This is a genomic window from Methylosinus sp. Sm6, assembly GCF_019802345.1.
Taxonomy (GTDB): Bacteria; Pseudomonadota; Alphaproteobacteria; order Rhizobiales; family Beijerinckiaceae; genus Methylosinus.
In genome coordinates, this window is sequence record NZ_JAINDZ010000010.1 from 1 (window position 1) to 22,635 (window position 22,635).

General features: G+C 67.0%; 22 protein-coding genes. 8 read left to right on the top strand and 14 right to left on the bottom strand.

Annotated elements, in window-relative coordinates; genetic code table 11:
- Positions 1 to 295 precede the first annotated feature (295 nt).
- On the bottom strand, positions 296 to 1,012 hold the full coding sequence (fixJ, locus tag K3F48_RS08640; protein WP_222575028.1) for a response regulator FixJ: 717 nt from the start codon (positions 1,010 to 1,012) through the stop codon (positions 296 to 298).
- A gap of 15 nt (positions 1,013 to 1,027) precedes the next feature.
- On the bottom strand, positions 1,028 to 1,405 hold the full coding sequence (locus K3F48_RS08645; protein ID WP_222575029.1) for a hypothetical protein: 378 nt from the start codon (positions 1,403 to 1,405) through the stop codon (positions 1,028 to 1,030).
- A 10-nt stretch (positions 1,406 to 1,415) separates the two neighbouring features.
- Between K3F48_RS08645 and K3F48_RS08650 the strand changes: the two genes are divergently transcribed.
- Positions 1,416 to 1,934 carry a hypothetical protein gene (locus K3F48_RS08650; RefSeq protein WP_222575030.1) on the top strand — a complete coding sequence of 173 codons (519 nt, stop codon included), beginning with the start codon at positions 1,416 to 1,418 and terminating at the stop codon, positions 1,932 to 1,934.
- On the opposite strand, the gene K3F48_RS08655 is transcribed toward K3F48_RS08650, so the two are convergent.
- The 3 genes from K3F48_RS08655 to K3F48_RS08665 form a co-directional block, all read right to left on the bottom strand.
- Positions 1,824 to 3,293, bottom strand: coding sequence for a HAMP domain-containing sensor histidine kinase (locus K3F48_RS08655; protein ID WP_222575031.1), 1,470 nt, complete (start codon positions 3,291 to 3,293; stop codon positions 1,824 to 1,826). The genes K3F48_RS08650 and K3F48_RS08655 overlap by 111 nt on opposite strands.
- Complete coding sequence (locus K3F48_RS08660; RefSeq protein ID WP_222575142.1) at positions 3,277 to 3,960, bottom strand: response regulator transcription factor; 684 nt, start codon at positions 3,958 to 3,960, stop codon at positions 3,277 to 3,279. The genes K3F48_RS08655 and K3F48_RS08660 overlap by 17 nt, the downstream gene beginning before the upstream one ends.
- A gap of 169 nt (positions 3,961 to 4,129) precedes the next feature.
- Entirely contained in the window at positions 4,130 to 5,653 is a 1,524-nt protein-coding gene (locus K3F48_RS08665) for a Do family serine endopeptidase (RefSeq protein ID WP_222575032.1), read from the bottom strand.
- A gap of 290 nt (positions 5,654 to 5,943) precedes the next feature.
- Between K3F48_RS08665 and K3F48_RS08670 the strand changes: the two genes are divergently transcribed.
- On the top strand, positions 5,944 to 6,363 hold the full coding sequence (locus K3F48_RS08670; protein WP_222575033.1) for a regulator: 420 nt from the start codon (positions 5,944 to 5,946) through the stop codon (positions 6,361 to 6,363).
- An 86-nt stretch (positions 6,364 to 6,449) separates the two neighbouring features.
- Here the strand turns inward: K3F48_RS08670 and K3F48_RS08675 are convergent, their stop codons facing one another.
- A complete protein-coding gene (locus K3F48_RS08675; protein ID WP_222575034.1) occupies positions 6,450 to 7,529 on the bottom strand; it encodes a hypothetical protein in 1,080 nt (359 codons plus the stop codon).
- 257 nt (positions 7,530 to 7,786) lie between these two features.
- Here K3F48_RS08675 and corA point away from each other — a divergent pair, with 257 nt between their 5' ends.
- Positions 7,787 to 8,788: a magnesium/cobalt transporter CorA gene (gene corA, locus K3F48_RS08680; protein WP_222575035.1), complete on the top strand. Its 1,002-nt coding sequence runs from the start codon at positions 7,787 to 7,789 to the stop codon at positions 8,786 to 8,788.
- A gap of 172 nt (positions 8,789 to 8,960) precedes the next feature.
- Here corA and grpE read toward each other — a convergent pair whose 3' ends face one another.
- The 3 genes from grpE to gshB are packed head-to-tail and all read right to left on the bottom strand — an operon-like array spanning position 8,961 to position 13,384.
- Positions 8,961 to 9,539, bottom strand: coding sequence for a nucleotide exchange factor GrpE (gene grpE / locus K3F48_RS08685; protein WP_222575036.1), 579 nt, complete (start codon positions 9,537 to 9,539; stop codon positions 8,961 to 8,963).
- Between the two features lie 55 nt (positions 9,540 to 9,594).
- On the bottom strand, positions 9,595 to 12,426 hold the full coding sequence (locus tag K3F48_RS08690; RefSeq protein ID WP_222575037.1) for a [protein-PII] uridylyltransferase: 2,832 nt from the start codon (positions 12,424 to 12,426) through the stop codon (positions 9,595 to 9,597).
- 1 nt (position 12,427) lies between these two features.
- Complete coding sequence (gshB, locus tag K3F48_RS08695; protein WP_222575038.1) at positions 12,428 to 13,384, bottom strand: glutathione synthase; 957 nt, start codon at positions 13,382 to 13,384, stop codon at positions 12,428 to 12,430.
- 269 nt (positions 13,385 to 13,653) lie between these two features.
- Here gshB and K3F48_RS08700 point away from each other — a divergent pair, with 269 nt between their 5' ends.
- The 3 genes from K3F48_RS08700 (at position 13,654) to K3F48_RS08710 (ending at position 16,871) form a co-directional block, all read left to right on the top strand.
- Positions 13,654 to 14,976, top strand: coding sequence for a methyl-accepting chemotaxis protein (locus K3F48_RS08700; RefSeq protein WP_222575039.1), 1,323 nt, complete (start codon positions 13,654 to 13,656; stop codon positions 14,974 to 14,976).
- Positions 14,973 to 15,269 (top strand): Fic family protein, encoded by a 297-nt coding sequence (locus K3F48_RS24720; RefSeq protein ID WP_370631387.1) that lies wholly within the window; start codon positions 14,973 to 14,975, stop codon positions 15,267 to 15,269. The genes K3F48_RS08700 and K3F48_RS24720 overlap by 4 nt, the downstream gene beginning before the upstream one ends.
- A gap of 99 nt (positions 15,270 to 15,368) precedes the next feature.
- Positions 15,369 to 16,871, top strand: coding sequence for an acyl-CoA synthetase (locus K3F48_RS08710; RefSeq protein WP_222575040.1), 1,503 nt, complete (start codon positions 15,369 to 15,371; stop codon positions 16,869 to 16,871).
- Between the two features lie 3 nt (positions 16,872 to 16,874).
- Here the strand turns inward: K3F48_RS08710 and K3F48_RS08715 are convergent, their stop codons facing one another.
- The 3 genes from K3F48_RS08715 to hemN all read right to left on the bottom strand — a co-directional run bounded on the left by K3F48_RS08715 (position 16,875) and on the right by hemN (position 19,779).
- Positions 16,875 to 17,366, bottom strand: a complete 492-nt coding sequence (locus tag K3F48_RS08715) for a polymer-forming cytoskeletal protein (RefSeq protein ID WP_222575041.1) — start codon at positions 17,364 to 17,366, stop codon at positions 16,875 to 16,877.
- Between the two features lie 27 nt (positions 17,367 to 17,393).
- Positions 17,394 to 18,152: an ATP-binding protein gene (locus K3F48_RS08720; protein WP_222575042.1), complete on the bottom strand. Its 759-nt coding sequence runs from the start codon at positions 18,150 to 18,152 to the stop codon at positions 17,394 to 17,396.
- 280 nt (positions 18,153 to 18,432) lie between these two features.
- A complete protein-coding gene (gene hemN, locus K3F48_RS08725; protein ID WP_222575043.1) occupies positions 18,433 to 19,779 on the bottom strand; it encodes an oxygen-independent coproporphyrinogen III oxidase in 1,347 nt (448 codons plus the stop codon).
- Between the two features lie 411 nt (positions 19,780 to 20,190).
- Here hemN and K3F48_RS08730 point away from each other — a divergent pair, with 411 nt between their 5' ends.
- Entirely contained in the window at positions 20,191 to 20,583 is a 393-nt protein-coding gene (locus K3F48_RS08730; RefSeq protein ID WP_222575044.1) for an AprI/Inh family metalloprotease inhibitor, read from the top strand.
- Positions 20,584 to 20,622: 39 nt separating this feature from the next.
- On the opposite strand, the gene K3F48_RS08735 is transcribed toward K3F48_RS08730, so the two are convergent.
- On the bottom strand, positions 20,623 to 21,234 hold the full coding sequence (locus K3F48_RS08735) for a L,D-transpeptidase (RefSeq protein ID WP_222575045.1): 612 nt from the start codon (positions 21,232 to 21,234) through the stop codon (positions 20,623 to 20,625).
- A 231-nt stretch (positions 21,235 to 21,465) separates the two neighbouring features.
- Here K3F48_RS08735 and K3F48_RS08740 point away from each other — a divergent pair, with 231 nt between their 5' ends.
- Complete coding sequence (locus K3F48_RS08740) at positions 21,466 to 22,398, top strand: histone deacetylase family protein (RefSeq protein ID WP_370631384.1); 933 nt, start codon at positions 21,466 to 21,468, stop codon at positions 22,396 to 22,398.
- Between the two features lie 15 nt (positions 22,399 to 22,413).
- On the opposite strand, the gene ykgO is transcribed toward K3F48_RS08740, so the two are convergent.
- Positions 22,414 to 22,539, bottom strand: a complete 126-nt coding sequence (gene ykgO, locus K3F48_RS08745) for a type B 50S ribosomal protein L36 (RefSeq protein ID WP_003614129.1) — start codon at positions 22,537 to 22,539, stop codon at positions 22,414 to 22,416.
- Positions 22,540 to 22,635: the final 96 nt, after the last annotated feature.

Consider the following 22,635-nt stretch of genomic DNA (forward strand, 5'->3'; position numbering starts at 1 on the left):
CTCGGCCATCGTCCCCGCCTCGACCATCGATTCGCCCGACGGACCGCTGCCCGGAAGCATCGAGCAGCCGCACAGGAGCAGAAATGAAGATAAGGCCGTAAACGTTAGAAAGCGCTGTGAGTTCACCTCTACCTCGACCTTGCCGGCCGAGGCCCCCAAAGGGCCAGCGGCCAAAACGGCGAGATCGGGGAGCGCCCGTAAGGGCCCGCCGACGCGTCGCCGCGTCGGCGGGTTATGCCCCAAATATGACCCACGTGCTACAGGCGAAGCTCGATTGTTTCGGGCGGCGGCCCGATCAGCCCTTGCCGCGGGGATGATCGACGCTCGCCGCCGAGGCGGCGAGCGACATCCGCACCAGCTCGGAGAGGCTGCCGGCGTTCATTTTCAACATCACATTGGCGCGATGGACCTCGACCGTGCGGACGCTGATGCCGAGTTCGCGGCCGATGGTCTTGTTCGGCAGGCCGTCGAGCAGGCGCGCCAGCACTTCGCTCTCGCGCGCGGTCAGCGTCTGCATCCGCGCCTGTATGGTCTGCGTCTCGGCGGCGCGGAACTGCTCCTCCCGCTCGAAGGCGAGAGCGAGCCGCACGCAGGCGATCAACGCCTCATTGTCGAAGGGCTTCTCGAGAAAATCGAACGCGCCCTGCTTCATCGCCTGCACCGCCAGATCGACATCGGCGTAAGCGGTGATGACGACCACCGGCAACACCAATTGCCGGCTCTTCATTTCCTCGAGCAGCTCGATGCCGGTCATCTCCGGCATGCGCGCGTCGGTGACGACGCAACCCGGCGCGCCCGGCTGAACATGCGCGAGAAAGGCGCTGGCGCTCTCATGCGCCTCGACGCGCAGCCCTTCGGTCGAAAGCAGCAGCGCCAGCGAATCCCGCACGGCGTCGTCGTCGTCGATGACATGGACGACGGCATGGTCGCTCGTCGTTCCGGGCGCGGGAGCGAAAGTCGGTCGAGCGGATACGTCGGCGAGCGCGTTCGCCTGCTGCGGAATGTGAGCCATGGAGCCGTTGTCTCTTCAGCAGAATGACGAGGCGCGGAGCGCGCCGGCGACGATCTCGCCGCTGCGCCGACGAGGCGTGGCGAGTCGAGCCGTTGTTCGCGGCGCGCGCGCATCCGGCGGCGTCATGGCCGCAAAGCTTGCGCGCACGTCGCCGATAACCGCGCACGCGTCGCCAAAAATTGCGCGCGCATCGCCTCGTGTCGAAATGATCATCGCAAAGAGCCTCAATTGTCCGACTGCCCCGAAGAACATCTGCGCATCGCCGCTGTCGGACCGCTCGTCGCGTCGCAGCGCTTGCGGCGAAACCCGCGCTATAGGCATTATTCTGGGGGCGACGGTGATTGACAAACTGGGGAATACACGTAGCTCGAAAGCGATACACGAATCACCCATGATGTGTTCGATGATTATTCGCTGTGTGATTGTGTCGACGCTCGCTGCGCTCGTCGCCGCCGCGACGAACGACGCCTTCGCGCAGCAGGACGAGCACGACGAATGGTTGCGGCGCGTCGTCGCCGCGCGCGAACGTTACGACGCTTTCGCCGCACAGGCCGCCGCCTCCTTTCGCGACGCGCTCGCCGCGCGTCGCAACGCGGTTCCGGCGGAGGCGCCGCATCTCGACGATCCGACTCTGCGGCCGGGAGACATCATCGTCACGACGACGAGCCTGCTGCTGTTCAAGGGCGCGCAGAGCAATGTCTGCCAAGCCGATTTTGAGCGGATCGACGAGCTGCATACGCGCGGCCTGCCGCATGCGGGCGCTTTGCGCGCCATTTTGCGCGCCGGCTTTGCTCCGGAGCCGATGAGACGTTTACTTCACGCCTTCGCGCGCTGCGAGGCCGGCGCCCGCGCCGAGAGCGACGGAGGGAACGGAAGCCGCGCCCGGGCCGGGCTGCCGGAGCGGCGCCGCGCGCGCCGGTAGAGAGAGCGTGACGCGCAACCCCGGCCGGTTGTCCTCGATGCGCAGCGCGCCCCCATGCAAGCGCGCGACCGCCGCCGCCAATGACAGGCCCAATCCGGAGCCGGGCCGGGAGCGCGAATTCTCGAGCCGAACAAAACGGCCGATCACTCGATCGCGATCCTTCTCCGCAATTCCGGGACCGCGATCGGCCACCGCGATCTCGATCCGCTCGCCCGCGCGCCGCGCCTGCACGCAAAGGGCCGAACCCGGCGCGGGCGCGCCATATTTCAGCGCATTATCGACGAGATTGACCAGCGCCTGGCCGAGCAGCTCGCGATTGCCGAGCAGAGTCAACCCCTCCTCCGCTTCGAGCAGGAGATGCGCGCCGCGCTCCTCGGCGACCGGCTCGTACATCTCGACAATGTCGGCGGTGACCCGGCTCGCATCGAATTCGTTGAGGAAGTCGCTGCAATAGCCGGCCTCGGCGCGCGCGATCATCAGCAGGGCGTCGAAGATGCGGATGAGGCCGTCCGACTCGTCGATGAGGCCGGCGAGCGCCTCGCGATATTGCTCCTTCGTCAGATCGGCGCGCATCGCCTCGTCGGCGCGGTTGCGCAGCCGTGTGAGCGGAGTTTTCAGGTCATGCGCGATATTGTCGGAAACCTCGCGCAAGCCGGTCATCAATTCGTCGATGCGCTCCAGCATCGCATTGAGATTGCCGGCGAGACGGTCGAGCTCGTCGTCGGCGCCCATCAGCGGCAGGCGCTGCTTGAGATCGCCGCCCATGATGCGCTGCGCGGAGGCCGAGAGCTTGTCGAGCCGCGCCAATATGCGCCGCGCGACGACGATGCCGCCGAGCGTGCCGATGGCGACGAGCCAGAACAAGGAGGTGACGAGCGCCTTGCCGAGAATGACGTGCAGCATCTTGCGGTCGTGCAGATCATATCCGACCAGCAGGCGGAAGCCGTCCGGCAGCACGAACAGGCGCATCAAGGCGCGATGGCGCGGCGCCGTCTCGCCGCGACGCTGATAAACCGATTCGACGAGTTCCGAACGTTCGGGCAGATCGGACGGCATGGCGGCGATATTGCCGACGACGTGCTCGCCGGCGAAGGTCGTCACCAGATAGAGAGAGGCGCCGGGCGCGCGCACGCGCCTCTCCACCACCTCGACCAATTGGCGGATGCCGCCTTCGGAATATTGCTCGGCGAGGCCGCGGATATCGGCGTCGATCGTCTGCGCGGTCTGTTCGTCGAACAAATCCTCGACATGGATCTTCACGCGCGTCAGCACGACGGCCGCGCCGAAGGCGAACAGCACGAGATAGGCGAGCGACAGCCGGAACGCCGTCGTGCGGAAGAGTCTAACGAGCGCCTTCACGGATCATATATCCGGCGCCGCGAATCGTGTGCAGGAGCGGCGTCTCGCGGCCCTTGTCGATCTTGGCGCGCAGCCTCGAGATGTGGACGTCGATCACATTGGTCTGCGGGTCGAAATGATAATCCCAGACATTTTCGAGCAGCATCGTGCGCGTCACCACCTGGCCCGCATGCTTCATCAGATATTCGAGCAGGCGGAACTCGCGCGGCTGCAGCACGATCTCCTGTCCCGCCGAGGTGACCTTGTGGGCGAGGCGATCGAGTTCGAGGTCGCCGACCCGATAGGCGGTCTCCTCCTGCTTGGCCCCGCCGCGCCGTCGCGCCAGCGCCTCGACGCGGGCGAGCAATTCGGAGAAGGCGTAGGGCTTGGCCACATAATCGTCGCCGCCGGCGCGCAAGCCCTTCACGCGGTCGTCCACCTGGCCGAGCGCCGAGAGGATCAGCGCCGGCGTCTCGATCTTCTGCTCGCGCAGTCCCGAGATGAGCGAGAGACCGTCGAGCCGCGGCAGCATGCGGTCGACGATGAGCACGTCGTAATGCCCTTCCGAGGCGGCGGCATAGCCGGCGAGGCCGTCGACCTCATGGTCGGCGACATGGCCCTGCTCCCGGAACGCCTTGACCAGATAGGCGCCGGCTTCCGAATCGTCCTCGACGACCAATATGCGCATTTGTCTCATATAGCGCGCCTTTGGCAAAAACGGCAGACCGGCGGGGGCGCGCCGGTCTGCCGGGAAACGCCGGGAGAGGAGACGGACATGTCTCCCGGCGCCCTTCATTGCGCGGGTCCGCTTCGCGCGGGGGGGGTGGGGGCTTCAGACGGACCCGCGCAAGAAGTCGTCAGGAAGCCGGATTGACGGAGAGCGCGACGAAGCGCGTGCCGCCCGCCGACTTCACCCGCAGCAGCACGGATTTGCGGCCCTCCTTCTTCACAGCGTCGATCGCATCGGCGAGATCGCCCGGCCGCTTCAACGCCTGGCCATTGGCCTCGAGGATCACATCGCCCTGTTGCAGTCCCTTCTGCGCGGCCGGACCGCTCGGGTCGACGCCGACGACGATCAGTCCGTCGCCGCCGCCGCGGCCGCGCAGCTCGGAGGCCGGCGCCACTTCGAGGCCATAGGCGGCGAGAGCGGAGCCTTGCTCCACGCCGTCATCCTCGGGCTCGGCGGCCGCCTCCTTTTCCGAGGGCAGCTTGCCGAGCTTCAACTTGGTGGCTTTCTCGGAGCCGTTGCGCAGATAGGAGATCTCGGCGGTCTTGCCGGGGCCGAGCGCCGCGATGCGGCGCGCGAGCTCGCGCGGATTGTCGATCTTCTGCCCGTCCACCGCGGTGATCACATCCCCGGACTTCAGCCCCGCCGCCTCCGCCGGCCCGCCGCGCTGCGGCTGCGCGACCAGCGCGCCCTTGGTCGACTTGAGCCCGAGACCTTCGGCGATCTCCTGCGTCACCGGCTGAATCTGCACGCCGATCCAGCCGCGCGCCACCGAGCCCTTCTCCTTGAGCGCGGCGATCACGTCCTTGGCGACCTCGGTCGGAATGGCGAAGCCGATGCCGACCGAGCCGCCGGAGGGCGAATAGATCGCCGTGTTGACGCCGACCACCTGCCCGCGCTCGTCGAAGGAAGGCCCGCCGGAATTGCCGCGGTTCACCGGCGCGTCGATCTGCAGAAAATCGTCATAGGGCCCGGCGCCGATGTCGCGTCCGCGCGCCGAGACAATGCCGGCCGTGACCGTGCCGCCGAGGCCGAAGGGATTGCCGACCGCGATCACCCAATCGCCGACCCGGGGGCTCGTGCTCGACCAGTCGACATGCGGCAGATTATTGCCGTCATTGATCTTCAGCAGAGCGAGATCGGTGCGCTTGTCGGTCCCGATGATCTTCGCCGGCAGCGTGCGGCCGTCGTCGAAGGTCACCTCCACCTGGGTCGCATGCTCGACGACGTGATTATTGGTCACTACATAGCCGTCCGCGGTGATGACGAAGCCCGAGCCCTGCGCCTGGGTGACGTGCTTTTGCCGGCGGCCGCCCGCGGGCGGGCCGAAATGACGAAAGAAGCGGTAGAGCGGATCGTCCGGCGACAGCTCGGGCGGCATTCCCGGAAAGCCCTCCTCCGGACCGCCGACTTCCAGCGCTTTGGTCTTGATCGCGACCACGGCCGGCTTCACGCGCTCGACCACATCGGCGAAGGATTGCGGCCCGACGGCGGCCGGAGCGTTCTGGCTCGGAACCGGCGGCGCCTCGGCCATGGCGAAGCCCGCGAGCGGCGTCGCCAGCGTGACGCCGAGCGCGAGAGCGGCGGCGCCGGAAAGAAGCGCCATGCGGAAGGGGCGATGCTCGGGCCGGCGCCAACGCGCGGTCCGGCCCATGGCGAGAGCTCGACGAAAAAGCACCGGCAAGGTCATCAAACCGTCTCCATCGATCGTGCGCGCCCGTCACGGGCGCGGGGCGGATCGTCCGCCGTTGGAGACGAAGATGGGGCCGGCCGGCTTACGCTGCAGTGGCGGCCGCATGAAACTTTCGTAAGGGGACCGCGGCCACGGCCGTCCTGCCGCGTCGTTAGGCAAATTCCACGGCCGCGCCCGGGCGCTCGTCGCAGGACGGCCGCTTCCCGTCTCGACACACTCTCCTCGGGCTCCGCAACGGGAAGGAGAGGACAATGCCCGACTTCGCCTTCGACGACCGCAACATCGAATGGAAGCGTCTCGCCGGCGCCGATCATCTCTGGCTCTCGGTGCTCGACATCGACGACGAGATCGGCGTCATTCACGTGCTCTATAAATTCGCCGCTCGCGAGAAGATCCTGCTGCACCGTCACAAGACGGTGAACAAGACCTTCGTGATCCAGGGCGAGCACAGGCTTTATCACCCGAACGGCGAGATCAAGGAGATCCGCCCGGTCGGCAGCCTCAAGGTGAGCCCGCCCTCGCCCGACCCGCATCGCGAAGGCGGCGGCGACGAGGATGTGATCGTGCACTTCACCATTTATGGAGGCAGGGAGACGCTCTACGAGATTCTCGACGACGATCTGAACGTGGTCGCGCCGCTGACGGTCGAGGATTTCCGCGCATTGATGTGAAGCGCGACCGGCCGAGGACGCCGGTGCGCCCGTCTTCGCCGGCGAACATTGCCGCAAGGCGAAGGCGGGCGAAGCCGCCGCGACGTTCAGCCGATGTCGAGGCGCACGCCGCACATTCCGAGCATGATGGCGAGCGCGAGGAGAAACGCCGCCGTCGCGACGCCGATCATCGCTCTATTCGCCCATCGCTCCGGCAGACCATGGCCGATCATCGCCATCCTCAGGCCGGCGCCCATATGCGCCACTACAAAGAAGACTCCGAACGCATAATGGGGAATGAGGCGGTTGCTCCAGCCGCTCCTGATCAGGCCGCCCCACGCCTCGCTGGTCGCGAACGACCAATCGGTGACGATCGGCGGATTGGACCAGCTGCGCGCGTAGACGAACACGGAATTCATGTGGCCGAGGATGAAGACGGCGAGATAGACGCCCGAAGCGATCTGGAAAAACCGGAACGGATCGGCGCTCGCCCGCAAATGACGCGAGGCGAGAAACGACCCGCTCGCGACTTGAAACAGCAGCACGGCGACGAGCAGCGGCTCGACGACGGCGGATCCATAGATGGCGTGAACGCTCTTCATCAGGCTGCGATGCGCGTCCGGCCCGATCAGGCCGGCAAGATGATTGACGAGATGAAAGCCCAGGAACACGGCGAGGATGGCGATCGCGGCGACGCCGTGAGCGACGCGCAGCGCCGCCGGCGCCACGGCGGCGGAGGCGATCGGACATGGCCTGTCAGGGCTCACGGCCACGGCGATGATGAGAACGGCCCAAAGCAGAGCAAAGGCCCATTCGTCGGGAAGCGGGCTGTTCGTCATATAGTCGACGACGCCGAGGAAAGTATAGATCGCCGGCGCGGCGACGACGATCAAGGCGACGAGCTCGGCGCGCCTTTCCGCCGCCGTCGGCCCCGCGATGCGCGCCAAGCGCAATGACGCGAGCAGGCCGACCAATGGGATGGCGAAGGCCAGAGCCAGGAAGAGCGCAGCGCCGAGCCAGAGAGCCAAATGCGCTGGTCGCGACGGCTCGAGACTCTCGACAGCGGCGACATTGAACGCCCGAAGCGTCCAGGGATAGGCGATCGCCGCCAAAGGCGCGGCGATCAAGCCGAACTTGCGCGAGACGCCGACACGCTCCCGCGTCAGGCCTTGCAAGTCTGTCGTCATGATTTTTCTGGCCTCCTAATGAATTCCGCCCCGCATCGGCGGCTCATAGAACTTCAATATTCGTGGCTTCGGCGAAGCTGCGTCGACATTCGTCTGCGCTCAGCCTATCCAGCCTCGGCGCGGCTGTCACCCTCCATCGCCGCGCAGCCCGCGCGTGGAGACGGGAAAGCGCCGCGGCGCCGCCTTATCTTTTCGTTCACTTGTTCGGCTTTTCGTCTGCTCGTCAGCGCAGCCCGCGCTCACGCCGGAACGAGAACATGAACGACACGTCGCAGAGGGCCGGGCGCGAGCCCGGCGTGGTGGCCGCCGCCGTCTATGCAGGCGGCAGGCGATTGCAGGACATCGAGATCGACGCCGCCGGCGCCTTCGCGGCGCGGCCCGGACATGTCGTGTGGATCGGGCTGCACGAGCCTTCGCTCGAGCTGCTCGCGCGGCTGCAGCGGCAGTTCGACCTGCATCCGCTCGCCATCGAGGACGCCGGCAAGGCGCATCAATATCCCAAGCTCGAGCAATATGGCGAAGGCCTGTTCATCGTCGCGCGCACGGCGCAGATGGAGAACGGCCGCATCGGCTTCGGCGAGACGCATCTCTTCGTCGGCAAGGGCTATGTGCTGTCGATCCGCCACGGCGCCTCACGCTCCTACGCGCAAGTGCGCGAGCGCTGCGAGGCCGCGCCGCACGGCCTCTCCGAAGGCGAGGATTATATCGTCTACGCCATTCTCGATTTCATCGTCGACGATTACTTCCCGGTGCTCGCGACGATCAATTCGGAGGTCGAGGCGATCGAGGACGATATTCTGGCGCGCGCGCCGGGCCGCGCGCAGATCGACCGCCTCTATACGCTGCGCCGCGACCTGCTGCGGCTCGGCAACGCCGTCTCGCCGCTGGTCGACGTCTGCCAGCGTCTCGAGCATACACAGGTGATGGCGATCGATCCGGCCATGCAGCCGCATTTCCGCGACGTCACCGACCATATCCGCCGCGCGCGCGAATCGATCGAGACCTTGCGCGAGGTGCTGGCCTTCGCCTTCGAGGCCAGCCTGATGAACGGCCAGATGCAGCAGACCGAAGTCGCCCGCCGCCTCGCCGCCTGGGCGGCGATTCTCGCCGTGCCGACGGCGATCGCCGGCATTTACGGGATGAATTTCGAGCATATGCCGGAGCTGAAATGGCGCTTCGGCTATTTTTTCGTGCTCGGCGCGATCGCGGCGATCTGCTCATTTCTCTATTGGCGGTTCCGCCGCAATGGCTGGCTGTGAAGCGCCGACGATAACGGCATCCAAATTCCGACCCCGTCATCCTGAAGCTTTTTTTACGGAACGCAAAAAGCCTCGAAGGACGCTCCCAGCTCGCGCGGCGGCGCACCCTTCGAGACGCCCGCTTACGCGGGCTCCTCAGGGTGAGGGAGCGAAAACGGGTTCAAACGCGCGATCACCCCTTCGGACCGCCGCGCGCGACGCCGACCTTGGCCGGGCGCAGCACGCGCTCGCCGATCAGATAGCCGGGTTCCACGACCTGGGCGACCGTGCCATTGGGCACGCTCTCGTCGGGGATCTCGAACAGAGCTTCATGCTGATTGGGATCGAAGCGCTGGCCTTGCGCCTCGATGCGCTTGACGCCGAAGCGGCCGAGACGGGACAGGAAATCGCGCTCGGTGAGCTCCACGCCCTCGATCAGCGTGACGACGCTCTGGTCCAGCGCCTCGCGCGCCGCCGGCGGCACGCTTTCGACGGCGCGGCGCAGATTATCGGCGAAGGTCAGCATCTCGCGCGCGAAATTGGCGACGCCATAGACCTTGGCGTCGGCGACCTCCTTCTCCGTGCGCCGCCGCATGTTCTCCATGTCGGCGAGGGTGCGCAGCAGCTTGTCCTTGAGACTGGCCGCCTCCGCTCGGAGCGCCTCCAGCTCGGACCCGGCTTCGGCCGCCGTCTCCGCCGGCGCCTCGGCCTCGTCCGCCTGCGGCGGAATCTGGTCTGGCGGCGTGGTCTCGGTCTTCTTATCGTCGCTCATGATCTCTTCCATTGGCGATGAAACGTCCCCGATATCAGGGCGCGGCCCGGCAAAATCAAGTCGGCGCCGGCCCGGCCTCGCGAGAGCGCGCGCGCTTCTCCCGCGCCGGGACGAACACCTCGTGCAATTGCCGCTTGATCGTCGCCTGACGCGAGGCGGACACGATCTTTCCGCCCGTCAGATCGGTGACATAAAAGGAATCGACCGCCCTTTCGCCGAAGGTGACGATATGGGCCGAGCCGATGTTGAGATTGAGGTTGGAGATGGCGTTGGTCAGATCGAACAGCAGGCCGACCCGATCGAGGCCCGACACTTCGATGACCGTCGCCATATTGGAGAAGCTGTTGTCGATGACGACGTCGGGCGCGATGTCGAAGGCGAAGGAGCGATCCTTGGCGCTGCGCGCGGCCACCGCCTCCGAGATGGCGATCTCGCCGCGCAGCGCCTTCTCGATGTAATCGGCGACGCGGCGCGCGCGCCTCAGCTCATCCTCGTCGAGCGGAAAGGCGCGCGAAAAAAAGATGGTGTCGAGCGCCAGCCCGTCGGCCGTGGTGAAGATATGCGCGTCGACGATATTGGCGGCGCTCGCGGCGCAGGCGCCGGCGATGATCGACAAGAGGCGACGATGATCCTGCGCGACGACGGTCAGCTCCACCGCGCCGCTCTTGGTGTCGAGATCGACAGTGGTGGCGAGCGGCGCCCTGGCGTGATTCAGCTCGCGCAGCAGGCGCGCATGGCGGACCTTGCGCGGCAGATCGGCCTTCAGCCAATAGGCCGAATAATGCCGCTGCGAATAGGTCGCGAAATCCTCCTCGCTCCAGTCGGCGAGCGCAGCGCGCAGCTCCTCCTTGGCCTGGGCGACGCGGCTCTTGCGGTCCGCCGCGGAATGGCCGCCGCCGAGCACCACCTCGGTCTCCCAATAGAGCACATTGAGCAGCTGCGCCTTCCAAGCGTCGAGCACGCCGGGGCCGACCGCGTGAATATCGCAGATGGTGAGGACGAGCAGCATTTTGAGCCGCTCCATCGTCTGCACCACGCCGGCGAAATTCTCGATCGTGCGGCGGTCGGAGAGATCGCGGCTCTGCGCGATGCTCGACATCAGCAGATGATGCTGCACGAGCCAGGCGACCGTGTCGGTCTCCGCCGGGGTGAAGCCGAGGCGCGGACACAGCGAATGCGCGACGCGCGCGCCCGCGTGGGAATGATCCTCCTTGCGGCCCTTGGCGATGTCGTGCAGCAGCAGGCCGAGATAGAGCGCCTTGCGATTGGCGATGGTCGGCAGAATGTCGGCGGCGAGCGCCGACTGGGCGGGGCCGCGTCCGGCCTCGAGCGCCGAGAGCGCGCCGACCGCGCGCAGGAGATGCTCGTCGACCGTGTAGTGATGATACATGTTGAACTGCATCATCGCGACGATGCGGCCGAACTCCGGAATGAAGCGCCCGAGCACGCCGGTCTCGTTCATCCGCCTCAGCACCGTCTCGGTCATCTGATGCGAGGTGAGAATGTCGAGGAACAGGCGGTTCGCCTCCTTGTCGGCGCGCAGCCCGGCGTCGACGAGCCGCAAGGCGCGCGTCACCGCGCGCGCGGCGTCCGGATGGATCGCGAGCGCGTGGCGGTCGGCGATCCAGAACAGCCGCAATATATTGACCGGATCACGCTCGAACATGCGTTCGTCGACGACGCGGACGCGGTCGTGATCGACGAGAAAATCGCCCGACGGAAGTTTTTGCGCGCGACGCTTCAAGCGCCCGAGCACGCGGTCGAGCATGGCGCGGGGCTTGGCCTCGCGCTCCTCCAGCGCCGCGCAGACGATGGCGGTCAGATCGCCGACGTCCTTGGCGACGAGGAAATAATGTTTCATGAAGCGCTCGGTGCGCGAGAGGCCGGCGCGATCGTGATAGCCGAACCGCGCCGCCAGCGTCGGCTGCATGTCGAAGGAGAGGCGCTCCTCGGCGCGCTTGGTGAGGAAATGCAGCATGCAGCGCACGCGCCACAAAAACTCCTCGCAGCGCTGGAACAGAGCGAGCTCCGCGCTGGTGAAGAGGCCGGCGGCGACGAGCTCCTCGGGCTCGCGCACGCGATAGACATATTTGGCGATCCAGAACAAAGTGTGCAGATCGCGCAGCCCGCCCTTGCCCTCCTTGACATTGGGCTCGACGAGATAGCGCGAGGAGCCGGCGCGCGAGACGCGCTGGTCGCGCTCGGCCAGCTTGGCGGCGACGAAGGCGCGCGTGTCGCCGCGCATGATCTCGCGCTCGAAGCTCGTCGTGAGCTCGCGATAGAGCTCGACGCTGCCGAGAATGAAGCGCGCTTCCAAAATGGTGGTGCGAATGGTCACGTCGGCGCGCGCTTGGCGCAGGCATTCGGCGACCGAGCGGCTCGAATGGCCGACCTTCTGGCGGAGATCCCATAGGATATAGAGGATCGCCTCGACGACGCTCTCGCCCCAGGGCGTCTGCTTATAGGGCAGCAGGAACAGGAGATCGATGTCGGAGCCGGGCGCGAGCGTGCCGCGTCCATAGCCGCCGACCGCGACGATGGTGAGCCGCTCGGCGAAGGTCGGATTATCGGCCACATAGACGAAGCGCACGACATAATCATAGATCGCGCCGATGATCTCATCCTCGAGATCGGAGAGATAGCGCGCGCAGGCCATGCCCTTGCCGCCGGCGTCGAGATAGCCGCGCGCCTTCGCATGACCGTCCGCGAGCGCGGCGCGCAGCAGCTCGACGACGACCGCGCGCGGCGGCTCGCCGGGCTTCGATTCGGCGCAGGCCGCGGCGATCGCGTCGCCGAGCGCGGCGCGCAGCCCGGCGGCGGGGGGCCGCGGATGCGACGGCGCCGGAGTTGGGTGGCGCTGCTCCTCCAGCGCTCGCGTCGCGTGCATATCAGCCCGTCTTGCGCAGAAAGGCGAGCTTGGCCTCGATCACGTCGAAGATCGGGCCGGCGAGATCGGGGCCGCCGAGCCGCGCGAGCGCGCGCAGGCCGGTCGGCGAGGTGACATTGATCTCGGTGAGATGGCCGTCGATGACGTCGATGCCGACGAACAGCAGGCCGCGCCTCCTCAGTTCCGGGCCGAGCCGCGCGCAAATCTCGCGCTCGCGGTCGGTCAGCGCGGTCGATGCGGCCGCGCCGCCGCGCACCATGTTGGAGCGGATGTCGTTCTCGGCGGGAATGCGGTTGATCGCGCCCAAGGGCTCGCCATCGACGAGCAGGATGCGCTTGTCGCCCTCGGAGACCGCCGGCAGAAAGCGCTGCGACACCCAGGGCTCACGGAACATCGTGTGAAAAAGATCGAACAGCGAGCCGAAATTGGGGTCGCGCGCCGCCACCTTGAACACGCTGGCGCCGCCATGGCCGTAGAGCGGCTTCATGACGATCTCGCCCTGCTCGGCGCGGAACGCCTCGATCGCCGCCCGGTCGCGCGAGATCAGCGTCGGCGGCATCAGATCGGCGAACTCCATGACGAACAGCTTCTCCGGCGCGTTGCGCACGGCGGCCGGATCATTGACGACGAGGACCCGCGACTGGATTTGCTCGAGCAGGTGAGTCGAGGTGATATAGGCGAGGTCGAAGGGCGGGTCCTGGCGCAGCAGCACCACATCGACGCCGGCCAGATCCAGCACGCGCCTCTCGCCGAACTCGAAATAATGTGCGGGCTCGTCGAAGACCGAGAGCGCGCGGGCCGGCGCCGTCAGCCTGCCTCCCTCGAGCGACAAGGCGTCGGGCGTGTAATGCCACAGCGCGAAGCCCCGCCTTTGCGCCTCGAGCATGAGCGCGAAAGTCGAGTCGCCGGCAAAGTTGATGCTCTCCAGGGGGTCCATCTGGACTGCTACATCGATCATGTCTCACGCCTCGTCCTCGGCGGCGCGAAGCCGGCCGACGGGAAGAACAGCAGTTAACGTGTTTCGGCGCGCGGCGAAAGCGTCGCCTCGGCCGCGTTCTTCGGCGAGGAGCCCTTTCAGGCGCTTCGATTTTCGGATCTCGCCGTCGTATCTCCCTCGAATGGGGTAAAAGTCCGCTCCGGCGCGGCGGCGTTAACTCGGCTTGAAGGAAGATCGGCCTAGCGTGCTCTCGAATCGGAACGCGGGAACGAACAGGATACGTGTCCCCAATGCGGTATTCCTCGATCGGCGCCGGGCTCGTTTTTCGGCAGTTCCTCTTTCTCGCCCTGCTGGTGCTCATGGGCGTCACCTGCTTCGTGTCGGTCGCCCATGTGCGTGATCTGACCGACGCCGCCGCCGATCCGGCCAACGCCGCTCGGATGGGCGAGCTCGCCGCGGCCGCGAGCCGGGCGGCCGATTCGCTCTCGATCGAGCTCGCGATCGGCACTGTGGCCTCCGCCCTTCTGGTGGTCGGCGTGTCGATCCCGACCATACATCGCACCGTATCGGCGCCGATCAAGACGATCGCCCGGCAGATGGCCGACCTCGCCGGCGGCGACACGACCATCGACGTGCGGGGGGCCGATCGCGCCGACGAGATCGGAGCGATCGCCAAGGCGCTGATCGTTCTGCGCGACGCGGTGCGCGCCAACAATGAGATGGCCGCCGAGATCAAGGCCCGCGACGACCGCGAGGACCGGCTGCGGCGGGAGGCTGCGATTCGCGACCAAGTCGAGCATTATTCGCACGAATTGTCGACGACGACCGCCAAGCTCGGCGAGATGACCAAGAAAATGGCCGCCGCCTCGGAGGATATGATCGTGCAGGAACGCCGCGCCCGCGAGGATACGGATTTCGCCCGCACCGCCTCGCTGCAGGCGGCGGCCGACGTCTCTTCCGTCGCCACCGCCTCCGAGCAGCTGCTGGAGGCGATCGGCGAGATCAGCCGCCAGGCGGTCGAATCGACCTCGGTGGTGCGGCAGGCGGTGCAGGAAACCAATGGCTCGAGCTCCGAGATGCTCCGCCTCTCCGCCGCCGCCAATCGCGTCGGCGATGTGGTCAATCTCATCTCGCGCATCGCCGCCCAGACCAATCTGCTCGCGCTCAACGCCACCATCGAGGCGGCGCGCGCGGGCGAAGCCGGCCGCGGCTTCGCGGTGGTCGCGCAGGAGGTCAAGAGCCTCGCCACCCAGACCGGCAAGGCGACCCAGGAGATATCCGACCAGATATCCGAGATCCAGGCGGCGACCAACCAGTCGGTGGCTTCGATCGACAAGATCAAGGCCAAGATCGCCGAGGTGGAGCATATTTCGGCGATCATCACCTCCGCCGTCCATGAGCAGGACGCGGCCACCAAGGTGATCGCCCGCAGCGTCCGCTCGGCCGCCGACAGCGCCGCGACCATGTCGCAGCATGTGGGCCATGTGGCCACCGCCATGTCGCAGACCGGCGTCGGCGCCGAGGCGATCGTGACGCTGGCCCGCGAAATCGACCAGATGGCCCGCCGCACGCAGGCGCATACCGACGAGCTGGCGCAGAGCCTCGCGAGCTGAGCGAAGCGCTGCTGATGGAGGCGCCCGGCCAATGGCTGCAGGCCGCGACGCCCGAGCCGGCTTCGGCCTTCGCGGCCCATTACCGCCTGACGGCCATCCATCCGTTCAGCGACGGCAATGGCCGCACGGCGCGCCGGTTGATGAATCTGCTGCTGATCCGGGGCGGCTATCCGCCGGTCGCCGTGCGCCCCGAGGACCGCAAGGCCTATCTCGACAGTCTGGAACGAGCGTCTCTGGCCGGCGATCTCGTCCCATATCAGACGCTCATGCCGAGCGTCTCGACGCGACCTTGACGGAGTATCTGCTCATGCTCGGCGAAGCTCTGCCCTGACGGAGCGTCGCATCGCGAGCGAAGCGACGCGCGGGCGAATTTATGCTATCGCCGCCGGAACATGACCGAGCCCGTCCCCGCCCGTCTCAACCTCGCCCGCTATTGCCTCGCCGAGCAGGCGCGCGCCCATCCAGACAAGGTCGCCGTCACCATCGTCGGCGACGAGAATGAGCGCAGCTGGACCTATGGCGCGCTCGACCGCGACGTCCGCGCGCTCGCGGCCGGCTTTCACGCGCTCGGCCTTCCGCCCGGCGCGCGGGTGATGATCCGCATGGGCAATGAGGCGGGCGCCGTCCTCTCCTATTTCGCGGCGATCGCCGCCGGCTATGTGGCGCTGCTCGCCTCGGCGCAGCTGACCCAGGAGGAAGCCGGCTTCCTCCTCGCCGATTGCGGCGCGGACGCGCTCGTTCTCGGCCGCGACTTCGAGGCCGAAGCGCATGTCGGCGACCTCGCCGCGCTGCGCGGCGACGATCTCGCGCGCCTGCTGGCGCATGATCCGATCGACTATGCCGACACGGCCGCGGACGATCCGGCCTATCTCGTCTACACGTCCGGCACGACGAGCCGGCCGAAGGGCGTGCTGCACGCCCATCGCGCCGCCTGGGGCCGCCGGCCGATGTACGCCCATTGGCAGGGCCTTCGCCCCGCCGATGTGATGCTGCATGCCGGCGCGATGAACTGGACCTATACGCTCGGCGTCGGCGTCGTCGATCCGCTGGCCAATGGCGCCACGGCCGTGCTCTACAATGGCCGGCCCGACCCTGCCGTCTGGCCGCGCCTCATCGAGCGCCATCGCGCGACGATCTTCGCCGCCGTGCCGGGCGTCTATCGACAAATTCTCAAATATGCGGCGCTCGGGACGCATGATCTCTCCAGCCTGCGGCATGGGCTCACGGCCGGCGCGGCGCTCTCGCCGAGCTTGCTCGAGGACTGGCGCGCGCGCGTCGGAACCGAGCTCTTCGAAGCCTTCGGCATGAGCGAGATCTCGACCTTCATCTCGAGCGGGCCGACCGCGCCCGTGCGTCCGGGCTCGCCCGGCCGCGCGCAGCCGGGCCGGACGGTGGCGGTCCTGCCGCGCGAGGGCGGGACGGAGCCGCTCGGCGCCGGCGAGACCGGCGTGCTGGCCGTGCGTCGCGGCGAGCCCGGGCTGATGCTGCGTTACTGGAACCGGCCCGAGGAGGAGGCGGAAGCGTTCCGCGGCGACTGGTTCGTGTCCGGAGATCTCGTCGAGATCGACGCCGACGGCTATGTCTGGCACCACGGCCGCGCCGACGAGGTGATGAACGCGCTGGGCTATCGCGTCTCGCCTGCCGAGGTGGAAAAATGTCTGCTCGCCCATCCGCAGGTCGCCGACGCCGCCGTGGCCGAACGGCCGGGCCGCGACGATCAGACGATCATCAAGGCCTATGTGGTGGCGCGCGACGGCGAGGCGGTGAGCGAGGAGGCGATCCTCGCTCATTGCTCCGCACATCTCGCGGCCTATAAGCGACCGCGCGTCATCGTCTTCGTCGAGGCGCTGCCGCGCAACCGCAACGGCAAGCTGATGCGCGTGGCGCTTCCTTGACCTTCACAGCTTTCGGCGCTCGCGCATTGCGCGCGAGGAGATGCCGGCGACCGGAGTGTTGCTCGCCGCGCCCTCGTCGTTCGAAGCGACGAGGGCCGGCTTGTCGAACGTCTTGATGGATGAAGGCTTCTCGTCCTTTGTGGGCTTGCGCTCGGAGCGAATTTCGGTGGACTCGGCCGTGCCGAACAGCACACCGCCCTTCTCCACCTCGATCTCCCCATAAATCCACTTGCCCTCGACCCGTCCAGTCGAACGGACGACGAGCAGCTGCTTGATCGAGATGTCGGTCCCGATCCGGCCATAGATGTCGGCGTCGGAAACGGAGATCACGCCATTGACGACGCCCGACGCGCCGACGATCAGCTGACTGCACGTAATTTCGCCGTCGACCATTCCGTCGATGACCACCGTGTCCTGCGCCTTCACCGCGCCAGTGACCGACACGCCTTCGCCAATGTAGACGACGTTCTTTTCTTCCGGTCGGAAATCCTTCATCGCAATGCTCTCCTCTTGTCGGCGCCGTCAGCCGGACGCCACGAGTTGTTGTTTTTGTCCGAGCGGAGCCAGGAAGCTGCGTAAGCCCGCAGTCTCGAAATTGGTCCAGGATCGCTCGAGCCAGGTCCGCACATAACCGCGCAGAACGAAAGAACGCGGGCGCGTTTCAGGGCCCCGCGCCGGCTCGTCGAAAACGAAGGACGAAAACGGCAGGCCCGTCAGCTCCACCGCCTCATAGGCGAGCCGATCGAGACGAGGAACGACGATCTCCTTCCACGCGTCGCTGCGACGCAGATAAGCTTCGGAGAAGTCGGCGTTGTCGTCGAAGAAGCTCGATCCGTTGACGAAATTCTTGACGATCCGATATTCGCACTTGTTCTTATACGGCGCGACGGCTTCGAGTTCGGCGAGCGAGGCCACCGACGCTCCGATGAGATGCAAGACGAGGATGCGCGCGTCGCTACGGGCGGAGGCGTCGAGCAGGCCGACATCCTCCATGAAGCGCAGCGTGTGGAGGAGCTGCCCGGACTTGAGGTCGACCACCGTCACCGCCTGGTGGGAGGCGAGGCTCTCGACGAGCCGGGCCTGATCGCGAATGTCCCTCATGTCCATGAGTTTCGCGATATTCGGATAAAAACGCCGCAAGGTTCCGCTCGGCGCCTGCGCGTCGAAAACGCGCACGTCGAAGTCGGACGCCTGCAAGAAATCGATCAGAAGCCGCGTCACCGTGGTCTTGCCGACTCCGCCCTTATCGGCTCCGACGAGCACTAGCGGCGATGCGAGCATCGATACGTTCCCCCAATAATTTAAGCGCAGTCTCTTGCCTGAAAACGCGGCAGCAGATCAGGATAGGCCAGTGGCTCCCGGCGCGCATCGTCTAAGTCTTGCTACGTATGCTTAATCACACAATTCGAATCCGTCGCCAGTTTGTCAACCAAATTTGCCCGGGTTTCGAAATAAGGTGGGGACAACTTGGACGCGAAACCATTCAGCAATATTTGTCCTGTGCGGCGCAGCAGTGCGCCACAACGCACAATTCAGGAAAATTCGTAATATCCAGAATGATTTATACTGCCACCGAGTGCCGCGCCGCCTTGGCCTCGAGATAAGCGTCGAAGGCGGAGGCCGCGAGCCGCGCGAAGGGCCGGCCGCGGCGCGTGATCGCGAGCCGGCGGCCGCTCAGTTCCGCCAGACCATCGTGCAGCAAGGTCTCGAGACGCGGGACGGCGGCGTCGAAAGCGTCCTCGGCGAAGCCGTGGGCCGCGGCGACCCGGCCGAAATCCACCGAGAAATCGCACATCAGCCGCTCGATGACGGCGCCCCGCGCGCGATCCTCGCCCGAGAAGGCGAGGCCGCGTGAGACGGGCAGACGCTCCGCCTCGACGGCGCGCCGCCAATTGCCGGTGTCGCCGATATTGCCGACATAGCCCTGCGGCAGCTTGCCGATCGAGGAGACGCCGAGCCCGAGCAGCGCGTCGGCGTCGTCGGTGGTGTAGCCCTGGAAATTGCGATGGAGCGTTCCGCCGCGCGCCGCCACGGCCATCGCGTCGTCGGGCCGGGCGAAATGGTCGAGGCCGATCGCCTCATAGCCCGCCGCCTCGAGCGTCTCGCGCACCGCTTCGGCCTGGGCGAGGCGCTCATTGGCGCCGGCGAGCGCGGCCTGATCGATCAAGCGCTGATGCACGGCGAACCAGGGCACATGAGCGTAGCCGAACACCGCGAAACGGTTCGGCGAAAGCCCGGCGGCGAGCTTCGCCGTGCGGATCACATCCTCGACGCTCTGCTCGGGCAGGCCATACATCAGATCGAAATTGATCGCCTGGAGCCCGGCCGCGCGCAGCAGCGCGACGCAGCGCTCGACGACTTCATAGGGCTGCTCGCGGCCGGCGGCCTTCTGCACATGCGGATTGAAATCCTGCACGCCCAGCGAGACCCGGTTGACGCCCGACTCGACCAGGGCGTCGGCGAGGGCCGCGTCGACGAGCCGTGGATCGAGCTCGATCGCATGCTCGATCGCCGCGTCCATCCGGAAATGCTCGGAGAGGACGCGCGCCACCTCGCGGAAGCGCGAGGGCCCGAGCATGCTGGGCGTGCCGCCGCCCCAATGGATCGAGCGCACATTGCGCGCCGGCGTCGAGGCGGCGAGGAGCTCGATCTCGCGCAGCAGCGTCTCCTTGTAGGAGGTGAGCGGCGCGTCCTGGCGCAGCGCCTTGGTGTGGCAGCCGCAATAGGTGCAGATCGCCGGGCAGAAGGGCACATGCAGATAGAGCGAGAGATTGGCGCCCGGCGAGAGCTCGGCGAGCCAGCGCGCGGCCGTCTCCGCCCCGACCTCGGCCGAGAAATGCGGGGCGGTCGGATAGCTCGTGTAGCGCGGCGCCGAACGTTCGGCGAGGGCGAGGGATGCGCTGGACATTCTGCCGGCTCCTGAGGGCGCGATGCGGTTCTCTCATCCAATTTAGACCCTCGCGGGCCGTCGAGCAAAATCCCGGCGCGGCCCCTGCACGGCTTCCGGCTCCCGGCGGGAGCGAGAGGGCTTGCGTCGATGGAAACAAAGGCTGCTCGACGCCCCCTCCCCAGCCCTCCCCCGCTCCGCGGGAGAGGGAGCAGATTCGGCGCTTCATCAATGGTTCGCGAAACGTCGGCAGCCCCCTCTCCCGCGAAGCGGGGGAGGGTGAGGGAGGGAGCGGGCGCCTGGTTCGAGCGATGCGAGCCGGGGCAGCGTCGTCGCGCCGCTCGTTTTTGCATGCGCAGCCCTTGGTCGACCCGCGCCTACAGGGCAATATCTCCCTACCGATTCTACGACTCGATATCCCTGGGGTGCGACATGTCGAAATTCTCCGGACGCGCGATGCTCGCGGCGGGGCTCTGCCTCGCCGTCGAGGCCGGCCTGCCGACGCCGGCCTCTTCCGCCGGCGCCGGGCGCGCGGGCGAGGTGGCCGGCCGCTATGCGATTCTGCGCGCCGGCGACAAGGACACGGGCTGCATGCTGACGCTGTTCGACCACGCCCGCGGGCCGGGCGGATTCCGCGCTCAGCTCGCGCCGGCCTGTCGCGACCAGGGCGTGGTGATTTTCGATCCGGTCGGCTGGTCTTTGGAGCGCGGACGCCTCGCGCTGACGGCCCGCAAGGGTCATCAGGCGCATTTCGAGCAGCAGGCCGACGGCGTCTGGCGGCGCGACGCCCATGAAGGCAAGGCGCTCGGGCTCAAGCGCCTGTGAGCGAGGGCGCCGCGCGCCCTCCTCGGCCTCGCGCCCTCTTCAGATCACAACCACATTGGCGCCGAGCTTGACGCGATTGTAGAGGTCGATCGCGTCGATGTCGCGCATGCGGATGCAGCCCGACGAGACGCTCTGGCCGATCTTGTCCGGCTCATTGGTGCCATGGATGCGGTAGAGCGTGTCCTTGCCGTTCTCGTAGAGATAGAGAGCGCGCGCGCCGAGCGGATTGTCCGGCCCGCCGGGCAGGCCGCCGGCGTCGGCGGTCGGCTGCAGATGCGGCCAGCGCTCCAGCATATCCTTGGGCGGAATCCAGCGCGGCCATTCCTGCATGCCGCCGATGGTCGCGCGCCCTGTCCAGCCATAGGCCTCCTGCCCGGTGGCGACGCCATAGCGGATCGCCTTGCCGCCACCCTCGACGAAGTAGAGAAACTTGTTCCTGGTGTCGACGACGATCGAGCCCGGCGGCTCGCTGGTCTTGAAGTCGACCAGATAGCGCTCATAAACCGCGCCGACGTCCGCCGTCGGCACCAGGGCCATAAATTGCGCGTCCCTTCCGCTGAGCTGCGGGTCCGGCAGACGCGACCCGGCGACGTTGCAGCCGGCGACAGACAATCCGAACCCCACCGCGACGACAACCAGCCTCGCATTCATGAACGCGCCCTCTTTCCAACGCCCGAGCAATCCTATTAGGATTTTGCTTACCATAATCTTACTGCCCGGAAACATTCGGTTTGGAAGAATCCCCCGCGCTGTTGCATGCGGGAGACAGGCGCCCGGGCCGCGCCCTCGCCGCGGAAATTTTCCTGGAGAGGTTTCGCCGATGCATCGCCGGAACGTGCTATAGCCGCGGATAATCCCCTGATCCGAAATCGATGGCGCGCTGTGGTGAGAACCCTATTCGTCACACATGAGAGCGGCCTCGCCCATCAAATGGGCGCGGGCCATCCCGAACAGCCGGATCGGCTGCGCGCGATCGAGCGGAGCCTCGAGCATGAGCGCTTCCAGAGCCTCGCGCGCGTCCAGGCGCCCGCGGCGGCGCGCGACGTCTTGTTGCGCGTGCACCCCGAGAGCTATGTCCGCAGAATCGAGAGCGCGCAGCCGCGCGAAGGGCTGACGGCGCTCGACCCCGACACTCTGATGTGCCCGCATACTCTCGAGGCGGCGATGCACGCCGTCGGCGGCGCCGTCGCGGCGGTCGACGAGGTGATGAGCGGCGCGGCCGACACGGCCTTCGTCGCCGTGCGTCCGCCCGGCCATCACGCCGGGCCGTCCACGCCGATGGGCTTCTGCTTCTTCAACAATATCGCGGCGGCGGCGCGCCATGCGCTGGCCGCCCATGGGGCGGAGCGCGTCGCCATCGTCGATTTCGACGTGCATCACGGCAATGGCACGCAGGACATCTTCTGGTCCGACGCGCAGGTGCTGTTCTGCTCGACCCACCAGGCCCCCTATTACCCGGGGACCGGCGCGACCAGCGAGACGGGCGAGCACGACACCATCGTCAATGCGCCGCTGTGGGCGGGCTCGACCGGCGATGATTTTCTGGAGGCGCTGAAGACGCGCATTCTGCCGCGCGTGCGGAACTTCGCGCCGGACCTGCTGCTGATCTCGGCGGGCTTCGACGCGCATCGCGACGACCCGCTCGGCGGATTGCGCTTCACGGAGCGCGATTACAGCGAGGCGACCAAGCGGCTGATGGACGTCGCGGACCGCAGCGCGGGCGGCCGCATCGTGTCCCTGCTGGAAGGCGGATATGATCTCGACGCGCTGGGCCGCTCGGCGGCGGCCCATGTGCTGGCGCTGATGGGGGCGTGAGAGCGCCCCGCGTCCTCAGCCCTGGCGGGCCTTGTAGCGCTTCTGCTGCTTGTTGATGACGTAGACGCGGCCCTTGCGGCGCACGATCTGGTTGCCGCGGTGGCGCGCGCGCAGCGACTTGAGCGAATTGCGGACTTTCATCGGTCTTTTCCCGGCAGAATGATCCAAGGCCGGGATGAACGCCCAGCTTCTCGTGGCCGCAGCCTATGCCCGATTTTCGTCCGCCGATCAAGTCCG

What these genes read in the sequence shown, in the direction of transcription:
- K3F48_RS08690 (WP_222575037.1), bottom strand. Translation starts at nt 12,426, where the DNA reads ATGCACGCGACGCGAGCGCTGGAGGAGCAGCGCCACCCAACTCCGGCG.
- K3F48_RS08720 (WP_222575042.1), bottom strand. Translation starts at nt 18,152, where the DNA reads ATGCTCGCATCGCCGCTAGTGCTCGTCGGAGCCGATAAGGGCGGAGTC.
- ykgO (WP_003614129.1), bottom strand. Translation starts at nt 22,539, where the DNA reads ATGAAAGTCCGCAATTCGCTCAAGTCGCTGCGCGCGCGCCACCGCGGC.
- K3F48_RS08665 (WP_222575032.1), bottom strand. Translation starts at nt 5,653, where the DNA reads ATGGGCCGGACCGCGCGTTGGCGCCGGCCCGAGCATCGCCCCTTCCGC.
- K3F48_RS08710 (WP_222575040.1), top strand. Translation starts at nt 15,369, where the DNA reads ATGACCGAGCCCGTCCCCGCCCGTCTCAACCTCGCCCGCTATTGCCTC.
- K3F48_RS08715 (WP_222575041.1), bottom strand. Translation starts at nt 17,366, where the DNA reads ATGAAGGATTTCCGACCGGAAGAAAAGAACGTCGTCTACATTGGCGAA.
- K3F48_RS08735 (WP_222575045.1), bottom strand. Translation starts at nt 21,234, where the DNA reads ATGAATGCGAGGCTGGTTGTCGTCGCGGTGGGGTTCGGATTGTCTGTC.
- grpE (WP_222575036.1), bottom strand. Translation starts at nt 9,539, where the DNA reads ATGAGCGACGATAAGAAGACCGAGACCACGCCGCCAGACCAGATTCCG.
- K3F48_RS08700 (WP_222575039.1), top strand. Translation starts at nt 13,654, where the DNA reads ATGCGGTATTCCTCGATCGGCGCCGGGCTCGTTTTTCGGCAGTTCCTC.
- fixJ (WP_222575028.1), bottom strand. Translation starts at nt 1,012, where the DNA reads ATGGCTCACATTCCGCAGCAGGCGAACGCGCTCGCCGACGTATCCGCT.
- K3F48_RS08645 (WP_222575029.1), bottom strand. Translation starts at nt 1,405, where the DNA reads ATGGGTGATTCGTGTATCGCTTTCGAGCTACGTGTATTCCCCAGTTTG.
- corA (WP_222575035.1), top strand. Translation starts at nt 7,787, where the DNA reads ATGAACGACACGTCGCAGAGGGCCGGGCGCGAGCCCGGCGTGGTGGCC.
- hemN (WP_222575043.1), bottom strand. Translation starts at nt 19,779, where the DNA reads ATGTCCAGCGCATCCCTCGCCCTCGCCGAACGTTCGGCGCCGCGCTAC.
- K3F48_RS08675 (WP_222575034.1), bottom strand. Translation starts at nt 7,529, where the DNA reads ATGACGACAGACTTGCAAGGCCTGACGCGGGAGCGTGTCGGCGTCTCG.
- K3F48_RS08670 (WP_222575033.1), top strand. Translation starts at nt 5,944, where the DNA reads ATGCCCGACTTCGCCTTCGACGACCGCAACATCGAATGGAAGCGTCTC.
- gshB (WP_222575038.1), bottom strand. Translation starts at nt 13,384, where the DNA reads ATGATCGATGTAGCAGTCCAGATGGACCCCCTGGAGAGCATCAACTTT.
- K3F48_RS08730 (WP_222575044.1), top strand. Translation starts at nt 20,191, where the DNA reads ATGTCGAAATTCTCCGGACGCGCGATGCTCGCGGCGGGGCTCTGCCTC.
- K3F48_RS08650 (WP_222575030.1), top strand. Translation starts at nt 1,416, where the DNA reads ATGATTATTCGCTGTGTGATTGTGTCGACGCTCGCTGCGCTCGTCGCC.
- K3F48_RS08660 (WP_222575142.1), bottom strand. Translation starts at nt 3,960, where the DNA reads ATGCGCATATTGGTCGTCGAGGACGATTCGGAAGCCGGCGCCTATCTG.